Raw genomic sequence first — 22,874 nt, 5'->3', positions numbered from 1 at the left:
ATGCGTTCCCTGCTGTTTGTCCCGGGCGATTCGGAAAAGAAGCTTGAACGCGGGTTTTCCTCCGGGGCCGACGTGGTCATCGTCGACCTCGAGGATTCTGTTTCACCGGACAACAAGGCGCATGCGCGCGGCGTCGCTGCCGATTTCATCGCCAGCCACCGAACCGAAACACGCGCCGCGATCTATGTTCGCGTCAACGATCTGTCGACTGGGCTTGCCGACGACGACCTCAGGGCGATCGTGCCGATCGCGCCAGACGGCATCATGCTGCCCAAGTCGAACTCAGGCGCCGATGTCCAGCATCTCTCCGCCAAGCTGCGTGTGCACGAGGCCGAAAACGGCCTGCCGGACGGTGCGATCCGTATCATTCCGATCATCACCGAAACGGCCGGCGGCGTGCTCGCAACCGGGAGCTATGCCGGGGCAAGCACCCGGATTTCCGGCCTGACCTGGGGTGCGGAAGACCTCTCAGCCGCGATCGGCGCACGCGCCACGCGCGACAATGCTGGCCGCTACACCGACGTGTTCCGCCTGGCACGGGCCATGACGGTGCTGGGTGCCGCGGCAGCCGATGTCGCGGCCATCGACACGGTCTTTGTCAACTTCCGAGACGCCGAAGGCCTGCGCGCCGAATGCCTGGACGCCGAACGCGATGGTTTTACCGCCAAGATGGCGATCCATCCTGCCCAGGTCGCTGTCATCAACGAGGCGTTCACGCCGTCGGGCGAAGCCCTCGAACACGCCAACGCCGTGGTCGCGGCTTTTCGGGCGGCGGGTAATCCTGGCGTCGTCGGCATTGACGGCCAGATGTATGACCGCCCGCATTTGCGCCGCGCCGAGCGTCTTTTGGCACGCGCAAAGGCGGCTGGTATCTAATCTTCCCAGCGCGGACGGCGCATCGGAAAGACCGCGTCGACGGTCGAATAATCCATGTAGCCGAGGCGCGCGACATTGCCGGCCTTGACCGTGTCGAACAGCCCGTCGGTCAGGAACGCCTCGTCGATATGGACACCGACGACTTCGCCAATGACGACGAACACACCCGCGTCGTTGCCGTCCAGTCCCTTCGGGCGAAAGATCTCGGTCACCTTGCACTCGAGCGCGGCAGGTGCTTCGGCGACGCGTGGCGGCGCCACCAGCCGCGATGGCGCAGGCGTGAGACCAGCATAACCGAACTCGCTGATGCCACGCGGCGCATTGACTGAACTGCGGTTCATCTTTTCAGCCAGATCCCGGCCAACAAGATTGGCAACGAACTCCCTGGTCTCGCCCGCGAAAGTGGCGCTGTCCTTTGGACCTTCCGACGAAAACCAGACCAGATGCGGATGGCTGGAGAAGGCGTTGAAGAACGAATAGGGCGCCAGATTGAGCGCCCCATCCTTGCCGAGCGTCGAAATCCAGCCGATCGGCCTGGGCGAAACGATCGCCTTGAACGGATCATGCGGCAGGCCATGGCCTTTCGACGGCTCGTAGAACACGTGCCTATCCTTCCCAGGGGCCCGAATAGTCGGAATAGAGCTTAGCCACGTCCGGGCGCGGCCGCTCGGGTGCTGGGCCATCATAGCTGCCGATGTGGATGAAGCCTACGACGCGCTCGTGCGGTGCCAGGCCCAGTAGCGCGCGCCCTTCCTCGTTGTCGGAGTACCAGTTGGTGATCATATTGGTGCCATAGCCGAGCGCGTTGGCAGCGGTGATCAGGTTCATCGCCGCCATGCCACCCGACACGAACATCTCCCATTGCGGAATCTTGGGGTGATCCTTGGGGCTCGACACCACGCCAATGACCAATGGAGCACGCGAAAACCGCGCCAGCTCCTGGTTGCGCCGGCCTTCCGCAAGCGGACCCTCGCGGCGTTCGGCAAGTTCGGCCAGCTTCTGGCCAATCTCGATGCGGACATCGCCGCGATAGATGATGAAGCGCCAGGGCTCCAGCCGGCCGTGATCCGGCACGCGGCTTGCGGCACGCAGCATCGTCTCGATCTCAGTGTCGGAAGGCGCAGGCGCCCGCAGTTCAGGGATGGGGGCGGAATTGCGGGTCAGCAAAAAATCGATGATCGGCGATGGCATGGCGCAGGCGCTCCTTGGGTTTTGGGCTGAAGCGCCGGCCGAAATGGCGGCAACTCTGGCAGCGGCGCATAGCGGTTGAGAATCCGTCGCGCCGGAATAGCCTTGAAATTGCCACCGCCTTGCGCTTCAAACAAGGCATGTCCAGGGGATACTTCCGACTTTTCGTGCCGATTCTGGGTGCCACACTGTTTACGGTGCAGCCTTCGGCTGGTTTCGCGCAGGATGGCGCGACCGCGCTCGAAGGATTGACCCTGCCCGGCATATCGAGCTTTGCCTCGCCACGCGGCGACGAACCGCTGGCAACCGGCGCGCAGGGCGAAATCACGCTTACCGCTCAGCTGACCGACAAGGGCAAGGACATCAGTCGCGGCCTGGTCTGGCGCGTGTTCCGCCCCGAGGCAGGCCCGGACGGCAAGCTGCCGCTGGTTGCCTCGGCGCAAGGCGGCACCAGCATGTTCCAGCTGCCGCCCGGCAGCTATCTCGTCCACGCCTCCTATGGCCGCGCGGGCGCCACCAAGCGCATCACCGTCGGCAAGCAAGGCAAGCGCGAGAGCCTGGTGCTCGACGCCGGCGGCCTCAAGCTCGACGCGGTGATTTCGGGCGGCGTGCGTATCCCGCCGGCAAAGCTCAAATTCTCGATCTACGAAGCCGACCCTGGCAGCGACGGCGAACGCGCGCTGGTCATCCCCAATGTCGCGCCCAATTCGGTGGTGCGCCTCAACTCCGGCACCTACCACGTCGTTTCGACCTATGGCAGCGTCAACGCCGTCATTCGCTCCGACATCCGCGTCGAGGCAGGCAAGCTCACTGAAGCAACCGTCGAACACCGCGCTGCCGATGTCACCTTCAAGCTGGTGCGCGAGGCCGGCGGCGAAGCCATCGCCGACACATCATGGTCGGTGCTGACCGAATCCGGCGACCCGCTGCGCGAAGCTGTCGGCGCCTTTGCCTCGATGGTGCTTTCGGAAGGCGACTACACGATCATCGCCAAGAACCGCGACCGCATCTACCAGCGCGATTTTACCGTCGTTGCCGGAAACAACCAGGACGTCGAGGTGGTTGCTTCAGAAGACGCCGCGATCGACCCCAACGAAGGTGCTGATTGATCTGGCGGAGGGTCGCCATTTTCCCCGGCTGAACGCAGCAGACAAATAAAAAGGGCGGCATCACAGCCGCCCTTCTTGTATCTGACCACTCAACCCTGCACTTCGCCGCGCCGATCCGGTGCCGTCGCTTCGTCGCGAAGCGAGGCAACCGCCTCGTCAAGCGTCATCGAATGCTGGTCGCGCGAGCCGAGACGGCGCACGTTGACAGTTGTCTCTTCCGCCTCGCGCTTGCCGCAGACGAGAATGACCGGAACCTTGGCCAGCGAATGTTCGCGGACCTTGTAGTTGATCTTCTCGTTGCGCAGATCGGCCTCGGCCGAAAGGCCGGCTGCCTTGAGCTTGGCCACGACAGAGCGGACATAGTCATCGGCGTCAGACGTGATCGTCGCCACCACCACCTGCAGCGGCGCAAACCACAGCGGGAAGTGACCCGAATAATTCTCGATCAGGATGCCGAGGAACCGCTCCATCGAGCCGCAAATGGCGCGGTGGATCATGACCGGCTGCTTCTTTTCCGAATCCGAGCCGATGTAGAAGGCGCCGAAACGCTCGGGCAGATTGAAGTCGACCTGGGTCGTGCCGCACTGCCATTCGCGGCCGATGGCATCACGCAGCACATATTCGAACTTGGGACCGTAGAAGGCGCCCTCGCCCGGATTGATCGATGTCTTGATGCGATTGCCCGACTGCGCCTCGATGGTCTTGAGCACATTGCCCATGATCTCTTCGGCGTGGTCCCATGCCTCGTCCGAGCCGACACGCTTGTCGGGACGGGTCGACAGCTTCACGGAAATCTCATCGAAGCCGAAGTCGGCATAGGTCGACAGGATCAGGTCGTTGATGCGCAGGCACTCGGCCGCCAGCTGCTCTTCGGTGCAGAAGATGTGCGCATCGTCCTGCGTGAAGCCACGCACGCGCATCAACCCGTGCAGCGCGCCCGACGGTTCGTAGCGATGCACATTGCCGAATTCGGCAAGCTTCACCGGCAGATCGCGATAAGACTTCAGGCCATGCTTGAAGATCTGCACGTGACCCGGGCAGTTCATCGGCTTGAGCGCGAAGACACGCTCATCGTCGGTGTCGTCACCAGCGACAGTCACCTTGAACATGGCATCGCGATACCAGCCCCAGTGGCCCGATGTCTCCCAAAGCGACTTGTCGAGCACCTGCGGCGCGTTGACTTCCTGGTAGCCCTGCTGGTCGAGGCGGCGGCGCATGTAGCTGACCAGGTTCTGGAACATCTTCCAGCCCTTGGCGTGCCAGAAGACGACGCCCGGCCCCTCTTCCTGGAAATGGAACAGGTCCATCTCGCGGCCAAGCCGGCGATGGTCGCGCTTTTCGGCCTCTTCCAGCATGTGCAGATACTGGTCGAGCTGGACCTGATCAGCCCAGGCCGTGCCGTAGATGCGCGTCAGCATCGGATTGTTGGAATCGCCGCGCCAATAGGCACCAGCCACCTTCATCAGCTTGAAGGCGCTGCCGATCTGGCCGGTCGACGCCATGTGCGGGCCACGGCACAGGTCGAACCACTCGCCCTGCGCATAGATCTTGAGATCCTGGTCTTCCGGGATCGCGTCGATCAGCTCGAGCTTGTAGGCCTCGCCCTTGTCGCGGAACACCTGCTTGGCCTTGTCGCGCGACCAGACCTGCTTGGTGAACGGCTTGTTGCGGCCGATGATCTCGCGCATCTTCTTTTCGATCGCCGGGAAATCCTCGGGCGTGAAAGGCTCGTTGCGCGCGAAGTCGTAATAAAAGCCGTTGTCGATGACAGGACCGATGGTCACCTGGGTACCTGGCCACAGCTCTTGGACGGCTTCCGCCAACACGTGTGCGGTATCGTGACGGATCAGCTCCAGTGCGCGCGGGTCCTCGCGGGTGATGATCTCGACCTTGCCCGATTTGCCAAGCGGGTCGGACAGGTCGCGCACGGTGCCGTCGACGGCGTAGGCGACGGCCTTCTTGGCAAGCGACTTCGAAATCGACTCGGCCAGGCCAGCACCGGTCAGCGCCGCGTCATATTCGCGGACGGAACCATCGGGAAATGTCAGGGAAACGGAATTCGACAAAGCTCTTCTCCTATCCAGTCCCGCAAACGAGCGCGGGTGGTTAAAAGCCGGATACGTCCGGCAGCGAGAGGTCTTTTATGGCGAGTTTTCCGCCTCGTAAAGACTGACGGCGATGAGATTTGAAATTCGCTACGACGTGAAACTTGGCCTGCCTGCAGACCTCACTTCTTCACCAGCTTCGGCAGCTGCTGCAGAAAATCATCGCGTGCCTGGAGGCCCATACGGGTCTTGGCCCGCTCGTTGCCGACGACCAGACGCGCGAACACCAGCTTGCGGCCATCCTTTTCGGCCCAGCCGATGAACCAGCCGAAGGGCCGGTTCGCGTCGACTTTGCCGGCCTTGTTGGGGAGCCAGCCGCTGCCGGTCTTGCCTTGCACATGCCAGTCGCCGGCCTGGAATGCCGGCATGATGGCATTGGTCATGTCGTAGGCCTTGGCCGACACCGGCAGTTTGCGGCCAACAATGTCGCGCAGCAAGCCGATCTGCTCAACCGGCGAAATCTTCAGCGACGAGCTCAACCAGGCATGGGTAAGGCCATCCTTCTTGCCGGCATTGCCTGAGATGTCCTTGTTGCCATAGCCGAATTTGTCGATGTAGGCGGCGAAACGCTTGTCGCCCAGGCGCCGGGTGATCTCCTGCGAGAACCAGACAACCGAATCCCTTTCCCAGATCGTCGGATCGACGGTCCTTTGGTCTCGCTGGAACGCCTTGAACTCAGGCTTGTAGTCCCAGCTCGGCGTATGCTCGTCGGCAAGAATGCCCGCGTCGTAACCGACAAGCGCCAGCGGCAGCTTGAAGGTCGAGGCCGGGCTGACCCGCTGGTCGCAGACACCGCTCTGGTAAACTGTCTCGCCACTTGCCGCATCGACGATCAGATTGCATTCGAAGGCCTGGTTTGGCGTGGCCGACTTTGCCGAGGCTGGCATCGCTGCCGCCAGCGACGCCGCGATGAAACCTATTGCAGCGACGAACGGGAGGCGGAGATCGGCGTGGCGCACGTGGCAATTCCCTCTGGCGGTTGGTGCCAGAAGTCCTAGACTGTCGCCTTGTCTCGAATATGACTAAACTTGGACCGTCTGTCTTTACGCTAACCAAATCGTAAAGCGGCCCGCAGGCCGGCTAACCTGCGGCAAACGTACTGCCGTCACGTACGGTTTTCGGGCGGCTTCTTGCTGATGAGCCAGTAGCGCCAGGGCGTGTACCAGGCGTAGCGCCGGTCAAGTTTTTCCGGCACGCGGTCGATGCCATGGGTGCCCCACGGGCCGCAGCGAACAACACGAAAGAGTCCCATCCAGCCGCCGGCCCACAGGCCGTGGCGAGCGATCGCCTCGTGGGCGTATTCCGAGCAGGTCGGCAAGTGCCGGCATGAATTGCCGATGAAACCCGAAAGCGTCAGCTGATAAAGCCGTACCAGCGACGTGCCGAGCACGCGGCCCGGCGTCTTGCGCCATGGCCCGGCCCAGTTGCGGCCGCGGGCGGCAATGCTGTGTGTGTGGTCGTGGCCGTGGTCCATCGTCTCCGCCGATCGGAATTTCATCATCATAGATGTCAATTCCGACATGCATACGCAATGTTGAGCCTCTAGGACCACGGCGCTGCGGCGCCATGTCACGCAAGCCAGCCAAGCTTCGCCCAGCGGTGGGGGCACCGCCGTTGCGGGGTGGCGAACTGTTTCCACTCGGCGCCGCAGCGCTTCGCGCTACGGGTGGAATGGTCGGGCTGAAACGTCGCGATGCGGAACATCTCGGCGTAAGCGTTGAAGAGCGTTGGCATTGTTTTGCCTCCTTGGATGGGAGGATTAGACTGCCTCTAGCTGTCTGCTTCAAACGAGTATAACGTCCGCCTTGGATAACCTGAGATTATGCGAATGAAGCGCGGGCGGCTGCCGCTGACGGCATTGAGAAGTTTCGAGGCGGCCGGCCGGCATCTGAGTTTCAGCCGCGCGGCGGAAGAGCTTTTTGTCACCCAGGCCGCCATCAGCCGTCAGATACGCGAGCTGGAAACATTCCTGCGCCTACCGCTGTTCGTGCGTTATCACCGCCGCGTCGAGCTGACAGAGCCGGGCCAGAAGCTGTTGCAGCAGCTGATCAAAAGCTTCGACGATATCGATCAGCTGCTGTCGGAATTGGCCGGCGCGCGTACGCAATCGGTGGCCGGCGTCAGCGTCGAGCCGTCGCTGGCGGCCAGTTGGCTGGTGCCGCGCCTCAACAGGTTCCGCGAACTGCGGCCCGACATCGACATCGTGCTCGATGTCGATCCGCGCCTGATCGATTTCCGCAACGACCAGGCCGAACTCGCCTTGCGGTTCAGCGCGCACAACACGTCGTGGCCGCGCAGTGAAGCGGAACTGTTGGGGCCGGTCGTCGATTCGCCAGTACTCTCGCCTGCCCTGCTCGCATCTGGCCCGGCTTTGCAAAGCCCTGGCGATCTGCGCCGCTACACGCTTTTGCATGAAGAAAACCGCCAGGGCTGGGCGCGCTGGTTCGAGGCCGCGGGTGCCACCGAAGCCCCTGTTCCCGATCGCGGACCGCTGCTGGCCGACGCCGCGCTGTCGAAACAGGCAGCGATGCTCGGCCACGGCGTAGCCCTTGGCGACCTGTTGCTTGTGCGTGAGGAACTCAAGGCTGGAACGCTGGTCAAACCGTTTGAGACCAACGTCGTGTGCGGCGGCTACTGGCTGGTGGCAAAAAACCTGCGCAAACTATCAGAGCCCGCACAGGCCTTCGCCGACTGGATCAGGGCCGAGTTCGCCGAAAGCCTGCGCGATCTCGAGGATTGTTAAGCCGCGGCCTGTTTGCGCTCGATCTGGCCGATGGCATCGACCACCGCGTCGAAGGTCAGCATGGTCGACGTGTGGCGTGCTTTGTAGTCACGCACCGGCTCGAGATACTTGAGGTCGCCAAAGCGGCCCTCGGGCGGCGTGCCACCTTCCTTGAGCATGCGCAGCATGGCGTCTCTCACCGCGCGCAGCTCATCGGCGCTCGCACCAACCACATGTTCGGCCATGATCGATGACGATGCCTGCCCTAGCGCGCAGGCCTTGACCACATGGGCGAAGTCGGTGACCACGCCATCTTCCATCTTGAGATCGATAGTGACAGTCGATCCGCACAGCTTGGAATGAGCCGTTGCGCTTGCATCGGGATTTTCGAGACGCCCGAGCCGGCCGATATTGCCGGCGAAACCGAGAATTTTCGTGTTGTAGATGTCGTCGATCAACTTTTTTCACTCTGAGTGCGTGTGGTGAACAACTCTTGTCGCTGATGCATCTTTCAATCGTCGTCTTCACCCATATATAATGGCTGTGCTCGCCTTCCGACAAGGCAGTAGAAATGCCGTCGGGAGGAGGGCAAGATGAGCAGCTTTGGGTACGGCACTGGTCCGGTGATCCCTAAAGTGGCTGTGTCCGTTCAACTCGTCCCTGCTTTGACAGGGACTACTGGAGACGCCTGATATGGATGCCGTTGCCAAGAAGCTGATGCCGCAATCAGCGTATATGGATATGCCTGCGACTGACCGCCCGAGCGAGGCGGAGGTCGAAGCCGCGGTTAAGGTGCTTTTGCGCTGGACGGGCGACAACCCGGCGCGTGAAGGCCTGATCGACACGCCCAAGCGCGTGACCAAGGCGTTCCGCGAAATGTTCAACGGCTACGACATGTGCCCGGCCGACGAGCTTGGCCGCACCTTCGAGGAAGTGGCCGGTTATGACGACCTCGTCATCGTGCGCGACATCAAGTTCCACTCGCATTGCGAACACCACATGGTGCCGATCATCGGCAAGGCGCATGTCGGCTACCTGCCGGATGGCAAGGTTGTCGGCCTGTCCAAGATCGCCCGCGTGGTCGACATCTTCGCCCACCGCCTGCAGACGCAGGAAGCGATGACGGCGCAGATTGCCGGTGTCATCCAGGACGTGCTAAATCCGCGCGGCGTTGCCGTGATGATCGAGGCCGAGCATATGTGCATGGCCATGCGCGGCATTCGCAAGCAGGGTTCGACGACCCTGACTTCCACCTTCACCGGCGTTTTCCGGGATACTCCCGAAGAACAGGTCCGGTTCGTGACCATGGTGCGAGCCGGCGGCGGGATCTGATTTCCTATCGCCGGTGCCCCCGATTTAGGACCCGGCGATGACCCTGCAGTTTCCCCAAGCTTCCAACGACAAGCGTGCGCTCGAAGAGGGCGCGACGTTCACGCCGCGCTTCGACGCCAACGGCCTCGTCACCGCCGTTGTCACCGACGCTGCGGATGGCACGCTTTTGATGGTCGCGCACATGAATGCCGAAGCGCTGGCGCTGACCATCGAGACCGGCATCGCCCACTACTGGTCGCGCTCGCGCGGCTCGTTGTGGAAGAAGGGCGAGACATCGGGCAATTTCCAGCACGTCGCCGAATTGCGCACCGACTGCGACCAGGATGCTGTGTGGCTGCGCGTAAAAGTTACCGGCCACGATGCAACCTGTCACACCGGCAGGCGTTCCTGCTTTTATCGGACGGTGGGGCTCAAGGACGGCGTCGCGACACTCAATTCAGACGGCAGCCTACCCCTGTTTGACGCAGACGAAATCTACCGCAAAGAATAGTGAACCCTCCTGACGCCCCTGCGACACTAAGATTCACGATTTCGATACGGCCTGGATGTAGTCTGGGTGTGGGACTGTGCATGCTCCGAAAGTTGGACTCGATTTTCGCGAGGGATCATGCACCGATTCAAGGTGTCGCAGCGTCGTTAGCGCGTCCGAACGGGTGCGCGGCGCTGCAGGGAGATTGTGATGCTCGAGTGGGCGTCATTCCACGCGCGCCAGAACGTCCGGGAAGCCAATGGCTTTTCCTCGGGCGGCAGTTCTAGCGACAAAAAGAATCCAAAAGAGGCCGGCATTTCCCTTGCTCTGGGCGGCGGCGCCGCGCGGGGATGGGCCCATATCGGCGTGCTGCGTGCGCTGGATGAAGCCGGGATCCGCATCAACATGATCGCCGGCACCTCCATCGGCGCACTGGTCGGCGGCTGTTACCTCGCCGGCCGGCTCGACGAACTGGAGCAGTTCGCCCGCAGCCTGACCAAGCGCAGGCTATTCGGCCTGTTCGACCTGAAGCTCGGCGGCAACGGCCTGTTCGGCGGCATGAAACTCGACGCCCGCATGCAGCAACACATGGGCAGTGTGACCTTCGAGGACCTGCCCAAGCCGTTCGTCTGCGTTGCCACCGAAATCCGCACCGGCCATGAGATCTGGCTGTCGAGCGGTTCGCTGATCAAGGCGATGCGCGCGTCTTATGCCCTGCCCGGCGTGTTCGAGCCGGTCAGTTGCAACGGGCGCGTGCTGGTCGACGGTGCTTTGGTCAATCCGGTTCCGGTCTCGGTCTGCCGCGCCAACGAGCAGCCACTGGTGGTGGCCGTCAACCTTCACTACGACCTGTTTGGCCGTGCTGCTGTCATCAAGCACAGCGCTGGCGAACTGGTGGTCGAGCGTCCGGCAAGGCCAGGTGAGACGCCCGGCTACAGCGAGCGCGAGACAAGGCTTGGCATCACCGGCGTGATGGTCGAGGCCTTCAACATCATCCAGGACCGCATTTCGCGCGCCCGCCTGGCCGGCGATCCGCCCGATCTTTCGATCCAGCCCAAGCTCGGCCTTATCGGCCTGTCGGAATTCCACCGTGCCGACGAGGCCATCCGCCTCGGCTATGAGGCGACCAAGGCCCAGATGGAAGAGATCCTCCGGCTGCAGGCCGTGCTCGGCTAGGGCCCAGCCAACGCTGCGTCGATGATCCTGAACTGGGCTGTGCAGCTGCCATTCCAGTGATTGACCGAAATCGAGCCGGCAACATGAACCGTGCGGTCGCGGTTCCTGAACAGGAAGTCGCCGATCGGCGTTTCCGCTGCCCTGAAAGCGATGCCCTGCAGGCGGCCACCACTCTCTGAGCGCAAATCGACGCGGATATGTGCCGTACCGACAAGCCGGACGTCGGCAATGCGGTGGCGCGGCAAGACGAAGATGGGTGCCACATGCCCTGCCCCGAACGGCCCGGCCTTTTCCAGCGCATCGACAAGGTTCAAGGTCGCGCCTTCGGCTGCCAGCGCGCCATCGATCTTGAGGCTTTCTTCGTCCTGAAGGCGGAACACATCCGCCGCGGCCCGCTGCTCGAAGAAGGCACGCAGTTCGCCGAGCTTTGCCCGCTCGACCGTGATGCCGGCCGCCATGGCGTGGCCGCCACCCTTGACCAGCAGTCCGGCGTCGACCGCCTCGCGCACCATCCGGCCAAGATCGAAACCCGACACCGAACGGCCAGAACCGGTGCCGATGCCATTTCCGTTAAAGGCGATAGCGAAGGCCGGACGCCGCGCATGATCCTTGAGCCGCGAGGCCAGCAAGCCCACGATACCGGGATGCCAAGTCGTGTTCGCCGTCACCAGCACGGCGGGGCCGGGCCCCGCGCCAATCTCGGCGTCGGCTTCGGCGCGCGCCTCGGCCAGCATCTCGGTTTCCATCGCCTGCCGCTCCTGGTTCAGGCGATCGAGTGTCTCGGCAATCGTTCCGGCCTCGACCGGATCGTCGGTGGCGAGCAGCTTGCTGCCCAAAGCGGCATCGCCGATGCGCCCGCCGGCATTGATGCGGGGCCCAAGCAGGAAGGCGAGATGGAAGTTGTTGAGCGGCTCGCCGATGCGGGCAACGCGGGCAAGAGCGGTCAAGCCGACATTGTTTTGCTGGCGCATCGCCTGCAGCCCTTTGACGACAAAGGCGCGATTGACGCCGGTCAGAGGCACGACGTCGCAAACGGTCGCCAAAGCCACGAGGTCGAGCAGCGACAGCAGGTCCGGGCGCGGGGCGTCAGGCAGTTTCTGCCTCAACACCTTGGCGGTCTGGACCAGCGTCAGGAAGGTCACGCCGGCAGCGCAGAGATGGCCTTGGCCGGAAAGATCGTCATCGCGGTTCGGATTGACCACCGCGCGCGCATTCGGCAACGGGCCGCCGACCTGATGGTGGTCGAGCACGACCACATCGGCACCGGCTTCGTTGGCCGCATCGATCGAGGCCGCACTATTGGTGCCGCAGTCGACAGTGATGATCAGGCTGGCGCCGCGACCGATCAGCTCGCGCATCGCGTCTGGATTGGGGCCGTAGCCTTCGAAAATGCGGTCGGGAATATAGATTTCGGATTCGATGTCGAAATGCGTGAGAAAGCGCTTCATCAGCGCCGAGGATGACGCACCATCGACGTCATAGTCGCCGAAGATCGCGACCTTCTCCTTGCGCAGCACGGCATCGGCAATGCGCTCGGCGGCCTTGTCCATGTCGGTCAAGGACGCCGGATCGGGCAACAGGTCGCGGATCGTCGGATCGAGAAAGCGCTCGGCATCCTCAGCGGTGACACCGCGCCCGGCGAGTACGCGCGCGACGATGTCGGGCACGCCATGCCCCTGGGCAATGGCGAGCGCCAACATATCCTGCCGTTCGGTCAACCGGTGCTCCCATGAAACACCGGTGGCCGAACGCCTAACGCCGAGGAAATTACGCTTTTCAGTCGCCATTCAAACCTGGTCCACCCGCTTCGGATCGACCATAGGCGACCGGAACCAGCGCGTAATCAGAATTTTTCCAGATCCTGATGGCGTGCCTTGATCTCGCGCACCGTCTTGGACGACGAACGCAGCACGATGGTGTGGGTGGTGATCGAATCGCGGCCGAACTTCACGCCGGCAAGCATGTTGCCGTCGGTGACGCCGGTTGCGGCAAACAGCACGTCGCCCCGCGCCATTTCTTCGATGCGATAGACCTTGTTGGGGTCGGTGATGCCCATGGTGGCGGCGCGAGCGACCTTTTCGGCGCTGTCGAGCAGCAGGCGGCCCTGCATCTGACCGCCGGTGCAGCGCAGTGCTGCGGCTGCCAGCACGCCTTCGGGCGCACCGCCGGTACCGAGATAGATGTCGATGCCGGTTTCATCAGGGTTGGTGGTGTGGATGACGCCGGCAACGTCGCCATCGCCGATCAGACGGATGGCGGCACCGGTGGCGCGCACGGCTTCGATCAGCTTGGCGTGACGCGGGCGGTCGAGAATGCAGGCAGTGATCTCTTCGACCGGCACACCCTTGGCCTTGGCGACGCTGGCGATGTTTTCGGCCGGCGAAGCGTCGATGTTGATCACGCCGTCAGGGTAGCCTGGGCCGACAGCAATCTTGTCCATGTAAACGTCGGGCGCGAACAGCAGGCTGCCCTTTTCGGCAATCGCGATGACGGCGAGCGCGTTGGGCAGGTTCTTGGCGCAAATGGTGGTGCCTTCGAGCGGGTCAAGCGCGATGTCGACTTCCGGGCCGCCCGAGCCGACTTCCTCGCCGATGTAAAGCATTGGCGCTTCATCACGTTCGCCCTCGCCGATGACGACGGTGCCCTTGATGGCAAGGCGGTTCAATTCCTGGCGCATGGCATCGACAGCGACCTGATCGGCGGCCATCTCGTCGCCACGTCCGCGCAGCCTTGCTGCGGCGACAGCGGCACGCTCGGTGACGCGCACGAGTTCCATGGTGAGAATCCGGTCGAGGCCGGCAACAACGCTTTTCGCCATAATTCTGGGTCCTGAAGTCAAAGAATTCGGAGCGCCCGAACCGGGCCGGCCCTTATTGTCAAACCCACATGACAACGGCAAGACCTGTTGCCCGCTTTATCGAAAGCGAAACAATATCAATCGATTGAAAGGGAAACGAGGCTTGACTGCCCGAAGGGCGACGCATTTCCGCCCTCGCCGTCAGGCCGGCTTTAGCCGGCACGTTCGATGCGGATGACCTGCGGCTTGTCGGTCAGGTGACCGTCCTTGGTGATGCCGTCGACAGCCTTGCGCACGGCGGCTTCGGTGGTCTCGTGAGTCACCAGGATCACCGTCTTCTGCGCCGCACCGTCCGAGCCATTGGCGTGCTGGACGATCGATTCCAGCGAAATGTCGTTGTCGGCCATGCGCTTGGCGATCGCCGCGAACACGCCGATACGGTCATGCACCGTCAGACGGATGAAATACCCGCCGGCATGGCTGCGCATCTGCGCCTTCTTGTAAGGCTTCAATTCCTTGGCCGGGCGGCCGAACACCGGCCCATGCTGGAAGCCGGGACGGCTCTTGGCGATATCGGCAATGTCACCGACAACGGCCGATGCGGTCGCGTTACCACCGGCGCCGGGGCCGGACAGCAGCAGCTCGCCCAGAATGTCGGTCTCGATGGCGACCGCATTGGTGACGCCGTGCACCTGCGCGATGACCGAGGCCGTCGGCACCATTGTCGGGTGCACACGCTGCTCGATGCCGCTTTCGGTGCGCTGGGCAACGCCGAGCAGCTTGATGCGATATCCGAGCTCGGCAGCAGCGCGAATGTCGGCCTGGGTGATGTTGGAGATGCCTTCCATATAGATGTCGTCGGCAGCGATCTTCGAGCCGAAGGCCAGGCTGGTCAGGATGGCGAGCTTGTGGGCGGTGTCGTTGCCTTCGATGTCGAAGGTCGGATCGGCCTCAGCATAACCCAGCCGCTGTGCGTCCTTGAGGCAAGCGTCGAAGGTCAGTCCCTCTGCTTCCATGCGCGTCAGGATGTAGTTGCAGGTGCCGTTGAGGATACCGAAGACCCGGGTGACCGTGTTGCCGGCCATCGCCTCGCGCATCGTCTTGATGACGGGGATGCCGCCTGCCACGGCCGCCTCGTAGTTGAGCAGAACGCCCTTCTTCTCGGCGACTTCGGCGAGTGCCACGCCATGTTTGGCGAGCAGCGCCTTGTTGGCGGTGACGACATGGCGACCGGCATCAAGTGCTGCACGCACGCAGGCACGCGCAGCACCCTCGTCGCCGCCGATCAGCTCGACAAAGACATCGATGTCGGCTTTCTCGGCCAGTTCGATCGGATCGTCGAACCACTTGGCACCGCTCAGGTCGATGCCACGGTCGCGCGAACGGTCGCGGGCTGAAACAGCGGTGACAACGATCTCGCGGCCGCACTGGCGGGTGAGCTCGGCTCCCTTGTCGCGCAGCACGCGCGCCACCGAAGCACCGACCGTGCCGAGACCGGCAATTCCAACACGCAATGCTTCAGCCATGGTCGACGGCGCCTCTTATTTCGGTATTTCAGGATTATCGCGGTGCGCTCAGCGATGTGCTGCGAGCGGAACCACGTTGTTGGGCTGTTTGCCGGTGGTCGTCAGGAAGCGCTTGATGTTGCGCGCCGCCTGGCGGATCCGGTGCTCGTTTTCGACGAGTGCGAGACGCACATAGTCGTCGCCATGCTCGCCAAAGCCAATGCCCGGAGCCACCGCCACGTCGGCATGCTCGATCAACAGCTTGGAGAATTCGAGCGAACCAAGATGCTTGAACGGCTCGGGGATCGGCGCCCAGGCAAACATCGTTGCCGCCGGTGCCGGGATTTCCCAGCCGGCGCGGCCAAACGCATCGACCATCACGTCGCGGCGCTTGTGATAGACCTCGCGCACTTCCGCGATATCGGTGCCATCGCCATTGAGTGCGGCGGTCGCGGCCACCTGGATCGGCGTGAACGCGCCATAGTCGAGATATGACTTCACCCGCGTCAACGCGGCGATCAGGCGTTCGTTGCCGACCGCAAAGCCCATGCGCCAACCCGGCATCGAAAAGGTCTTCGACATCGAGGTGAATTCTACGGTGACGTCGATCGCGCCCGGCACCTGCAGCACCGAAGGCGGCGGATTGCCGTCGAAATAGATCTCCGAATAAGCGAGATCCGACAGGATGATGATGTCGTTCTTCTTCGCGAAGGCGACGACGTCCTTGTAGAAGTCGAGCGTCGCCACATGCGCCGTCGGGTTCGACGGATAATTGAGGATCAGCGCCAGCGGCTTGGGGATCGAATGGCGCACGCCGCGTTCGAGCGCCGGAATGAAGCCGTCATCCGGCTTCGCCTGGAGCGAACGGATGACACCGCCGGACATGATGAAACCGAAGGCATGGATCGGATAGGTCGGATCGGGGCACAGCACCACGTCGCCGGGTGCCGTGATCGCCTGCGCCATGTTGGCGAAGCCTTCCTTCGAGCCGAGCGTCGCCACGACCTGGGTGTCGGGATTGAGCTTCACGCCGAAGCGGCGGGCATAATAATTGGCCTGGGCGCGGCGCAGGCCCGGAATGCCGCGCGATGACGAATAGCGGTGGGTGCGCGGGTCGCGAACCACTTCGCACAGCTTGTCGACTATGGCGGTCGGCGTCGGCAGATCGGGATTGCCCATGCCGAGATCGATGATGTCGGCACCGCGCGATCGGGCGGAGGCCTTCAGCCGGTTGACCTGCTCGAAGACATAAGGCGGAAGGCGGCGGACCTTGTGAAATTCTTCCATGTCAGTTCCAGGTAAACGGGGGCGCTTTGCGTGCGCGATATACACTCATTTGCAGGCAGGGTCGATAGCCTGGCACTCGCCTTCGATGGCCTTCAGCGTGTCGTCGCCATGCTTTCTGGCCAGCGTGGTCATCGCTGCTGAATTGTCTGCAGCAACGCCCGCCCTGGCGCCCTGGCGCCCCTGCGCGGCATGAAGGCTGGCCAGCTTGGCCGCCTTCTGCTCCTCGGTGAGTTGAGGGGCCGCGGACTGCGGCGGGATGTTGAGATTGGGAAATGTGCCGGTGTCTTGTGCACCGTGGGCGCCAACCGGCGTAGGGCTGGTCGCCGCAGTGCTGGTGCAGCCGCTGGCGGCAACAGGCAAAGCCAGCACGCCGGCAAAAAGAACCGCGCGGGCGCAGAAAAAAACATGCCGACCAACACTATATGTCATAAAGTTTCCCCGACAGGCGCGGTAGAGCGCGTTGGACCCGGTAAGACGTCACATGATAGTATGTCAATAAAGGGCCCTTTGGGAGGACCTGCAAAGACCATGGCGAAGGTAGACGATTCGGACAAGCCAACCGGCGATTCCCCCTCCTCCGTCGAGCAATATCTCGTCAAAGATCCCGAACGCTTTGCGCTCAATATGGCGCGCATGATTGAGCAGGCCGGCAAGGCGGCCTCCGCCTGGGCCGAACCGCGCGAGAAGGGCGAACTCCGCGACACCGTCGCCGAGCCGATGACCGATATGGTCAAGACCTTCTCCAAGCTCACCGAATACTGGCTGTCCGACCCGCAGCGCGCGCTCGAAGCCCAGACGAGGCTGTTTTCCGGCTATCTCGAAGTGTGGAGCAAGTCGGTCCAGCGTATGGGGGGCGACGAGGTCGACGACGCGGTGAAACCCGCCACCGGCGACAAGCGTTTCCTCGATCCCGAATGGGGCCGCAACGCCTTCTTCGACTTCCTCAAGCAGGCCTATCTGGTCACCGCGCGTTGGGCTGGCGATCTGGTCGAGCATGCCGATGGCCTCGATGAACACACACGCCACAAGGCCGGATTCTATGTCAAGCAGGTCGCCAATGCGATCTCGCCGTCCAACTTCATCCTGACCAATCCGGAGCTGTTCCGCGAAACCGTCGCCAGCAATGGCGAAAACCTGGTGCGCGGCATGAAGATGTTCGCCGAGGACATCATGGCCGGCAAGGGCGACCTCAAGCTCAGGCAGGCTGACTATTCCAGCTTCGAGATCGGCAAAAATATCGCCATGACACCCGGCAAGGTCGTCGGCCGCAGCGATGTCGCCGAGATCATCCAGTATGCGCCAACCACCGACAAGGTGGTGAAGCGACCGCTGCTGATCTGCCCGCCATGGATCAACAAGTTCTACATCCTCGACCTCAACCCGCAAAAGTCCTTCATCCGCTGGGCGGTCGAACAGGGCCACACGGTCTTCGTCATCTCCTGGATCAATCCCGACCAGCGCCACGGCCTGAAGGACTGGGAGGCCTATATCCGCGAGGGCCTGCAATATGGTCTCGACACTGTCGAGCAGGCGACCGGCGAGCGCGAAGTCAACGCCATCGGCTATTGCGTCGGCGGCACGCTGCTGGCCGCAGCGCTCGCGCTGCTGGCGCAGGAGGGCGATCACCGCATCCGCTCGGTTACCTTCTTCACCACCCAGGTCGATTTCACCTATGCCGGCGATCTCAAGGTGTTCGTCGACGAGGACCAGATCACAGCGCTCGAAGGGGCGATGAAGGACAAGGGCTACCTCGACGGCACCAAGATGGCGACCGCCTTCAACATGCTGCGCTCAGGCGACCTGATCTGGCCCTATGTCATCAACAACTACATGCGCGGCAAGGACCCGTTGCCGTTCGATCTGCTCTACTGGAATGCCGATTCGACGCGAATGGCAGCCGCCAACCACTCCTTCTACCTGCGCAATTGCTATCTTGAGAACAACCTGTCGCAAGGCAGGATGGAACTTGCCGGCCGCACCATCTCGCTCGCCGACATCACCATCCCGGTCTACAACCTCGCTGCGCGCGAAGACCACATCGCCCCGGCACGCTCGGTCTTCCTTGGCTGCCAGTATTTTGGCGGCGACGTCGACTATGTCGTTGCCGGTTCGGGGCATATCGCGGGCGTGGTCAATCCGCCTGCCGCCGGCAAGTATCAATTCTGGTCGAACGGCAAGCCGACAGGCGATTTCGACGCATGGCTCAAGGGCGCAGCCGAAACATCTGGCTCGTGGTGGCCGCACTGGCAGCGCTGGGTCGAAGCCAAGGACGATACCCGCGTCGAGGCGCGCAAGCCTGGCGTAAGCGGCCACGTGCTAGGCGATGCCCCTGGCAGCTATGTGAAGGTCCGCGTGTAACTCGCTGTAATGCGTGGTGAGTTGACGCCCTTAACAAAGGGGGCGAAAACGTGGCGCCTATCATGATCTTGCCTTATTTGGCGCCTAGCTCCGTTGCTGGGGGATCATCGCCATATGACTAGGTGCCGCTTCTTGCTTTGAAGCGTGGTTGCGTAGATTTCAATCGCCAAGCGTGATCGTTGGCCTGCAGTGCATGAGAGGGGACCGCTTTGACGTCAGGACAACTGCGATTCGCAGACCGGCGATGCGGCGTTGCGCTGACCGTACTGGTTTCGCTGCTTGCTGTTTCTTGCACCGCAACGGGCGAGCCCAATCTGCAGCTCGCAAACCCTGCCCTCACCGCCGATGCCACCAGCCAGGCCACGTCGCCTGGAGCCGCGACCGCCACCGGCGGGACGCCCGCGGCCGCCAATCTTGCGATGAACGCTGACGGCAACACTGCCCTTCCCGACCAGGTCGGCTACGTGCCCCTTGCCAATCCAGCTGCTACGACACCAGCGGAAGTCGCGCTCGCCAGCGCTGAGCAGCAGGCAGCACCCGTCGCCGCAGCGGAGCAGCCGAAGACGGAAGCCGCAGCCCCCCAGACCGCAGAAGCCAAGACAGCAAAGCCGCCGGTGCAGCAGGATACGGGCTTTTACCTGACCAACGGCCCGGCAGCCGAAAAGCCCGAACCGCCGCAGAAAAAGGGCTTCCTTGCTTCGTTTTTCGGCTCAGCTCCCGCCAAGGCAGCTCCTGCCGAGCACAAGGCCAAGCCGCTTATCGCAACTGCCGCCGCAGCGCCCGCCCCCGCAGCCACCGAGCAAAAAGCCAAGCCGATCATCACGCTTGCTTCGGCCAAGTCCGATGCCAAGCCGGTGGCGCTGGCCTCGCTAGGCGGTGCGTCGTCCGGTGGCGACTTTGCCCTTCCCGGCGTGCGCACCACCGATCTGTTCGAAATCAAGCGCAAGTCGGGCATTGACGACGACAGCGACGTCGACCTGCACGAAGAAGAAGATCCAGGCCTCCAGGTGGCCTCGGCTGCCGGCATGGCGCGACTCGCCCCCAACGGCTTGCTCCGGCAGACCGAAAGCGTCGACGTCGCCTGCCTCAAACCGTCTCTGGTGCGCATTCTCAAGACGGTCGAGCAGCGCTACGGCAAGAAGATGATAGTCACCTCCGGCTATCGCAATCCGGAACGCAACCGTCGCGCGCGCGGTGCCAAGAACTCGCAGCACATGTATTGCGCGGCCGCCGACATTCAGGTTCCCGGCGTCGGCAAATGGGAACTGGCAACCTTCCTGCGCTCGATGCCGGGCCGTGGCGGCGTCGGCACCTACTGCCACACCAACTCCGTTCACGTCGATATTGGACCTGAGCGCGACTGGAACTGGCGTTGCCGCAGGGGCAGCTAAAAAAACTTTGCAAGCAGCAAAAAGACGGGTTGCCTGCTGCGAACAAGCCAATTATACACCGCTTCACCTGAGCGCGCCCATCGTCTAGCGGTTAGGACACCGCCCTTTCACGGCGGTAACAGGGGTTCGATTCCCCTTGGGCGTACCACTCCCCCGCACCCCTCCAATGATTTCAAGCTCTTGCGGGCGGAATGTGCTAACCGGGTGTCTGGGTTAGCAGATTTCTGTTCTCCCGCCGTTCTCATCCGGCCATCGTGGACAGCTTGTCCATGCCCTCTTGTGCCAGCTTCTTGCTGTTCACTGCCGCGATGTAAGTCTGCACTTCGGCAAGGTTTTGGTGGCCGGTGATTGCCATGATGCGGAGCGCATCGCATCCGACTTCCGCCAGCCGAACACATATGGCCTTGCGCAATCCGTGCGCCGATCTATGCGGCGGCAAGTGAGCGTCCTTCGCCGCATCGATGACGTAGTTTGTGAACGCCTTAGATGACCGCGAACGGCCTTGCTTCGTAGCGAGATAGGTCAGGTGCTTGTCGGTGATCGCATCCAGTACCGGCAAAAGTTCGGGGTGCATTGGAATGTTCACCTGTTTCTTGGTCTTCTGGGTGACGATGGTGTGATAGCCATTCTTCAGATGTTGCGGCCCCAGCCTCACAGCATCGCTGACACGCAAGCCTGTGTTCAGGAGGATTTCAAACGCAAGCCGTTGCGTCGTGCCGATGTTCCAATGCTCGCGGAACTTGGTGATGTCTTCCTCCTCCCACGTCTCGTAACCCGTGGTGGTGTGCTGTACGCGGTCGGCAAGCAACAAGGGGTTGTCTTCGCGGAACTCCCATTTCACAGCCAGCCGGAACAAGAGTAAGAGACGCTTTCGGAGGTTGTGCGCCGCCGATGTCGAGCGGGCGGCAACCTCGCCAAGGATGGCGTCAATGTGCTTGGTCTTGATCTCCGCAACGGGACCGTCACCATGTTCCTTGCGGAACGGTTCCAAAACGGATTTGTAATTCCGTTGCGTGGCCGCTGCCTTCGACGTGAAGCCCGCCGAAGCGTAGTAGCGGGCGATCAGGTCATTGACGCTGCCCTTGATGGTCTTGGATGCCCCAGCTCCTTCCGTGGCCTTCGGAGCGCCCGCCAAGGCCGCGTGATAGGCAATGAAGAACGCTTCCGAATAGAGCGGCCCTGGCAATGGGATTTTGGGTTGGCCCGGTTTGTTGAAGTAGATGCGTGGCCTGCCGTGCCTGTCATCGTAGGCGTGAACGTATTTCGGGCGCTTGTGCTTAGCCATCCTTCAGCACCTTCTCCCAATAGCCCGACTTCTCGGCTTTGGCCGGTTCGGCAGTGGTCACGGTAAACCCGCCGTCGCCGTTGACCGTGAAGCCGGTGACGGCTTTCCCCATGCTCTCGGCCAGCTTCGCCACCTGCTTCATCTTCGGAAGGGTGAATGCGGGCTTCTGGGGCTTCGGCGGCTTGATCATCTTCAGAAAGCCAAGCCCCCCGGAAGGAGGGGACTTGTGCTGCGCGAGCTTGTCGAGGGAGCTATCAGGCATTGGCTGGTTCTCCGCCGCCGACGTGATCCACGATGATGATGCCAAGCCGTTGAGCCTCGGCAAAGCATTTCTCGTAGGTATTGAAAGCCAGCATGGCGACCTTGCGCGAAGCGCCGCTGGCCTCGTCTTGCTCTTCGATTTCCAGCGCATAGCGGATGGTCGCAATGTGGCGCTGCTTGTCGGCAAGATTGACGATGTTGTCAGGCATGGGCTGTTCCCGTGAAATCTTCGGTTTCAAAACGGATGGCATTGCGGGAAAGGCCAAGTTCTGCGGCCTTGCCGCGTGCGGCGACGAACGCCTTTTCGCGGTCTTCCGTCTCTAAGAAATCCCCGTCGAGCGAGACGGCGACGCTGTAGAACTTGCCATCAGGTGCGTTGCATTCGCGGACGTAAATGAGAAGCGGGTCGCGCTTCATTGCCTCACGAATGGCGTCAAGGACTTCAGCGTTAAAGCTGCGGTTGTTCTCTTTCCTGCGAATCTGAAGCCAAAAATCCATATCCGGAGATACGCGAATGAGCTTCTGTACTTGTTGGCTGGTAGGCATTTGGCTCCCTTCAGTCTGTGCATTATGCTAGCTTTAAGATATCGATGAGATAGTTAGTCGTCAACATCAGTGAGATAGCTTTGAGATAGGGATGAATATGGCTAACGAACGACGCAAGCAAACCGGGCAACAACTGCTCATACGATTTCCGGAGGGGTCGGACCTGCGGGACCGGCTGGACGAAATTGCCCGCACAAACAATCGGTCATTGACCGCTGAAATAATTCAGCGCCTTGAAATGTCACTGAAGATCGGGAACGGTGCCGTTCCTAATTTTACTGATGTAAAACGCATGGAAATGCTTGAAGCCAACATAGAAGTGTTGGCAAACGAGATCGTCGCCATCAAGAAAAAGCTGAAAATGGTAACGGCGGAAGAAAATGAGGGGATTACTTGACGCTTGAAGACGGCAAGCCGGAAACCGTGGTCATAGACGGCAGAGCGCCCCTGACCATCGAAATCCAGTA

The 22,874-nt window shown here is 62.0% G+C and carries 25 protein-coding genes and 1 tRNA gene; 10 read left to right on the top strand and 16 right to left on the bottom strand.

All coding sequences use genetic code 11. From position 1 onward, the window contains the following. Nucleotides 1–876, top strand: a complete 876-nt coding sequence (locus AC1RTB_RS24295; protein ID WP_492881739.1) for an HpcH/HpaI aldolase/citrate lyase family protein — start codon at nucleotides 1–3, stop codon at nucleotides 874–876. Here AC1RTB_RS24295 and AC1RTB_RS24290 read toward each other — a convergent pair. Together AC1RTB_RS24290 and AC1RTB_RS24285 are read right to left on the bottom strand one after the other, a co-directional pair. Further along, nucleotides 873–1,478, bottom strand: a complete 606-nt coding sequence (locus tag AC1RTB_RS24290) for a flavin reductase family protein (RefSeq protein WP_492881738.1) — start codon at nucleotides 1,476–1,478, stop codon at nucleotides 873–875. The two genes, AC1RTB_RS24295 and AC1RTB_RS24290, sit on opposite strands and share 4 nt — an antisense overlap. Nucleotides 1,479–1,482: 4 nt before the next feature. After that, nucleotides 1,483–2,067 (bottom strand): nitroreductase family protein, encoded by a 585-nt coding sequence (locus AC1RTB_RS24285; RefSeq protein WP_492881737.1) that lies wholly within the window; start codon nucleotides 2,065–2,067, stop codon nucleotides 1,483–1,485. Nucleotides 2,068–2,204: 137 nt separating this feature from the next. Between AC1RTB_RS24285 and AC1RTB_RS24280 the strand changes: the two genes are divergently transcribed. Beyond that, complete coding sequence (locus AC1RTB_RS24280; protein ID WP_492881736.1) at nucleotides 2,205–3,173, top strand: RgsD C-terminal domain-containing protein; 969 nt, start codon at nucleotides 2,205–2,207, stop codon at nucleotides 3,171–3,173. 89 nt (nucleotides 3,174–3,262) lie between these two features. On the opposite strand, the gene thrS is transcribed toward AC1RTB_RS24280, so the two are convergent. From thrS to AC1RTB_RS24260, 4 genes are all read right to left on the bottom strand, one after another. Next, nucleotides 3,263–5,239, bottom strand: a complete 1,977-nt coding sequence (gene thrS / locus AC1RTB_RS24275; protein ID WP_492881735.1) for a threonine--tRNA ligase — start codon at nucleotides 5,237–5,239, stop codon at nucleotides 3,263–3,265. Between the two features lie 161 nt (nucleotides 5,240–5,400). Next, the gene (gene blaOXA / locus AC1RTB_RS24270; protein WP_492881734.1) at nucleotides 5,401–6,165 is read right to left on the bottom strand and encodes a class D beta-lactamase; all 765 of its coding nucleotides are present in this window, start codon (nucleotides 6,163–6,165) and stop codon (nucleotides 5,401–5,403) included. Nucleotides 6,166–6,383: 218 nt separating this feature from the next. After that, on the bottom strand, nucleotides 6,384–6,776 hold the full coding sequence (gene yidD / locus AC1RTB_RS24265) for a membrane protein insertion efficiency factor YidD (RefSeq protein WP_492881812.1): 393 nt from the start codon (nucleotides 6,774–6,776) through the stop codon (nucleotides 6,384–6,386). Between the two features lie 71 nt (nucleotides 6,777–6,847). Next, complete coding sequence (locus AC1RTB_RS24260; RefSeq protein WP_492881733.1) at nucleotides 6,848–7,012, bottom strand: hypothetical protein; 165 nt, start codon at nucleotides 7,010–7,012, stop codon at nucleotides 6,848–6,850. 94 nt (nucleotides 7,013–7,106) lie between these two features. Between AC1RTB_RS24260 and AC1RTB_RS24255 the strand changes: the two genes are divergently transcribed. Continuing rightward, nucleotides 7,107–8,021 carry a LysR substrate-binding domain-containing protein gene (locus tag AC1RTB_RS24255; RefSeq protein ID WP_492881732.1) on the top strand — a complete coding sequence of 305 codons (915 nt, stop codon included), beginning with the start codon at nucleotides 7,107–7,109 and terminating at the stop codon, nucleotides 8,019–8,021. On the opposite strand, the gene AC1RTB_RS24250 is transcribed toward AC1RTB_RS24255, so the two are convergent. After that, nucleotides 8,018–8,458: an iron-sulfur cluster assembly scaffold protein gene (locus AC1RTB_RS24250; protein ID WP_492881731.1), complete on the bottom strand. Its 441-nt coding sequence runs from the start codon at nucleotides 8,456–8,458 to the stop codon at nucleotides 8,018–8,020. The genes AC1RTB_RS24255 and AC1RTB_RS24250 overlap by 4 nt on opposite strands. A 235-nt stretch (nucleotides 8,459–8,693) precedes the next feature. On the opposite strand from AC1RTB_RS24250, the gene folE reads away from it, so the two are divergent. The 3 genes from folE to AC1RTB_RS24235 all read left to right on the top strand — a co-directional run bounded on the left by folE (nucleotide 8,694) and on the right by AC1RTB_RS24235 (nucleotide 10,977). After that, nucleotides 8,694–9,332, top strand: coding sequence for a GTP cyclohydrolase I FolE (folE, locus tag AC1RTB_RS24245; RefSeq protein WP_492881730.1), 639 nt, complete (start codon nucleotides 8,694–8,696; stop codon nucleotides 9,330–9,332). A gap of 37 nt (nucleotides 9,333–9,369) precedes the next feature. Further along, a complete protein-coding gene (gene hisI / locus AC1RTB_RS24240) occupies nucleotides 9,370–9,822 on the top strand; it encodes a phosphoribosyl-AMP cyclohydrolase (protein ID WP_492881729.1) in 453 nt (150 codons plus the stop codon). Nucleotides 9,823–10,011: 189 nt separating this feature from the next. Continuing rightward, nucleotides 10,012–10,977 (top strand): patatin family protein, encoded by a 966-nt coding sequence (locus AC1RTB_RS24235; RefSeq protein WP_492881728.1) that lies wholly within the window; start codon nucleotides 10,012–10,014, stop codon nucleotides 10,975–10,977. Here the strand turns inward: AC1RTB_RS24235 and recJ are convergent. The 5 genes from recJ to AC1RTB_RS24210 form a co-directional block, all read right to left on the bottom strand. After that, on the bottom strand, nucleotides 10,974–12,764 hold the full coding sequence (recJ, locus tag AC1RTB_RS24230; RefSeq protein ID WP_492881727.1) for a single-stranded-DNA-specific exonuclease RecJ: 1,791 nt from the start codon (nucleotides 12,762–12,764) through the stop codon (nucleotides 10,974–10,976). The two genes, AC1RTB_RS24235 and recJ, sit on opposite strands and share 4 nt — an antisense overlap. Nucleotides 12,765–12,820: 56 nt before the next feature. Further along, nucleotides 12,821–13,795, bottom strand: coding sequence for a class II fructose-bisphosphatase (glpX, locus tag AC1RTB_RS24225; protein WP_492881726.1), 975 nt, complete (start codon nucleotides 13,793–13,795; stop codon nucleotides 12,821–12,823). Nucleotides 13,796–13,986: 191 nt separating this feature from the next. Beyond that, nucleotides 13,987–15,300: a homoserine dehydrogenase gene (locus AC1RTB_RS24220; RefSeq protein ID WP_492881725.1), complete on the bottom strand. Its 1,314-nt coding sequence runs from the start codon at nucleotides 15,298–15,300 to the stop codon at nucleotides 13,987–13,989. Nucleotides 15,301–15,348: 48 nt separating this feature from the next. Continuing rightward, the gene (locus AC1RTB_RS24215; protein ID WP_492881724.1) at nucleotides 15,349–16,566 is read right to left on the bottom strand and encodes an LL-diaminopimelate aminotransferase; all 1,218 of its coding nucleotides are present in this window, start codon (nucleotides 16,564–16,566) and stop codon (nucleotides 15,349–15,351) included. A gap of 45 nt (nucleotides 16,567–16,611) precedes the next feature. Beyond that, nucleotides 16,612–16,995, bottom strand: coding sequence for a hypothetical protein (locus AC1RTB_RS24210; protein ID WP_492881723.1), 384 nt, complete (start codon nucleotides 16,993–16,995; stop codon nucleotides 16,612–16,614). A 99-nt stretch (nucleotides 16,996–17,094) separates the two neighbouring features. On the opposite strand from AC1RTB_RS24210, the gene AC1RTB_RS24205 reads away from it, so the two are divergent. The 3 genes from AC1RTB_RS24205 (at nucleotide 17,095) to AC1RTB_RS24195 (ending at nucleotide 20,463) form a co-directional block, all read left to right on the top strand. After that, nucleotides 17,095–18,924: a PHA/PHB synthase family protein gene (locus AC1RTB_RS24205; protein ID WP_492881722.1), complete on the top strand. Its 1,830-nt coding sequence runs from the start codon at nucleotides 17,095–17,097 to the stop codon at nucleotides 18,922–18,924. Nucleotides 18,925–19,133: 209 nt separating this feature from the next. Then, the gene (locus AC1RTB_RS24200; RefSeq protein ID WP_492881721.1) at nucleotides 19,134–20,315 is read left to right on the top strand and encodes a YcbK family protein; all 1,182 of its coding nucleotides are present in this window, start codon (nucleotides 19,134–19,136) and stop codon (nucleotides 20,313–20,315) included. 73 nt (nucleotides 20,316–20,388) lie between these two features. After that, nucleotides 20,389–20,463 (top strand) — tRNA-Glu (locus AC1RTB_RS24195). Between the two features lie 93 nt (nucleotides 20,464–20,556). Here the strand turns inward: AC1RTB_RS24195 and AC1RTB_RS24190 are convergent. From AC1RTB_RS24190 to AC1RTB_RS24175, 4 genes are read right to left on the bottom strand one after another with little or no spacing between them, the layout of a single operon-like run. Beyond that, a complete protein-coding gene (locus AC1RTB_RS24190; protein ID WP_492881720.1) occupies nucleotides 20,557–21,600 on the bottom strand; it encodes a tyrosine-type recombinase/integrase in 1,044 nt (347 codons plus the stop codon). Then, nucleotides 21,593–21,862: a hypothetical protein gene (locus AC1RTB_RS24185; RefSeq protein WP_492881718.1), complete on the bottom strand. Its 270-nt coding sequence runs from the start codon at nucleotides 21,860–21,862 to the stop codon at nucleotides 21,593–21,595. The genes AC1RTB_RS24190 and AC1RTB_RS24185 overlap by 8 nt, the downstream gene beginning before the upstream one ends. After that, nucleotides 21,855–22,070, bottom strand: a complete 216-nt coding sequence (locus AC1RTB_RS24180; RefSeq protein WP_492881717.1) for a hypothetical protein — start codon at nucleotides 22,068–22,070, stop codon at nucleotides 21,855–21,857. Before AC1RTB_RS24180 ends, AC1RTB_RS24185 begins: the two co-directional genes overlap by 8 nt. Then, complete coding sequence (locus tag AC1RTB_RS24175; protein WP_492881716.1) at nucleotides 22,063–22,407, bottom strand: hypothetical protein; 345 nt, start codon at nucleotides 22,405–22,407, stop codon at nucleotides 22,063–22,065. Before AC1RTB_RS24175 ends, AC1RTB_RS24180 begins: the two co-directional genes overlap by 8 nt. Nucleotides 22,408–22,498: 91 nt before the next feature. On the opposite strand from AC1RTB_RS24175, the gene AC1RTB_RS24170 reads away from it, so the two are divergent. After that, on the top strand, nucleotides 22,499–22,804 hold the full coding sequence (locus AC1RTB_RS24170; RefSeq protein WP_492881715.1) for an Arc family DNA-binding protein: 306 nt from the start codon (nucleotides 22,499–22,501) through the stop codon (nucleotides 22,802–22,804). The last annotated feature ends 70 nt before the right edge of the window (nucleotides 22,805–22,874 follow it).

It is taken from the genome of Aminobacter sp. GW821-FHT11F06, assembly GCF_058808215.1.
Note: the sequence above shows the minus strand (reverse complement) of the source record. Positions and strands in the feature narration are given on the sequence as shown.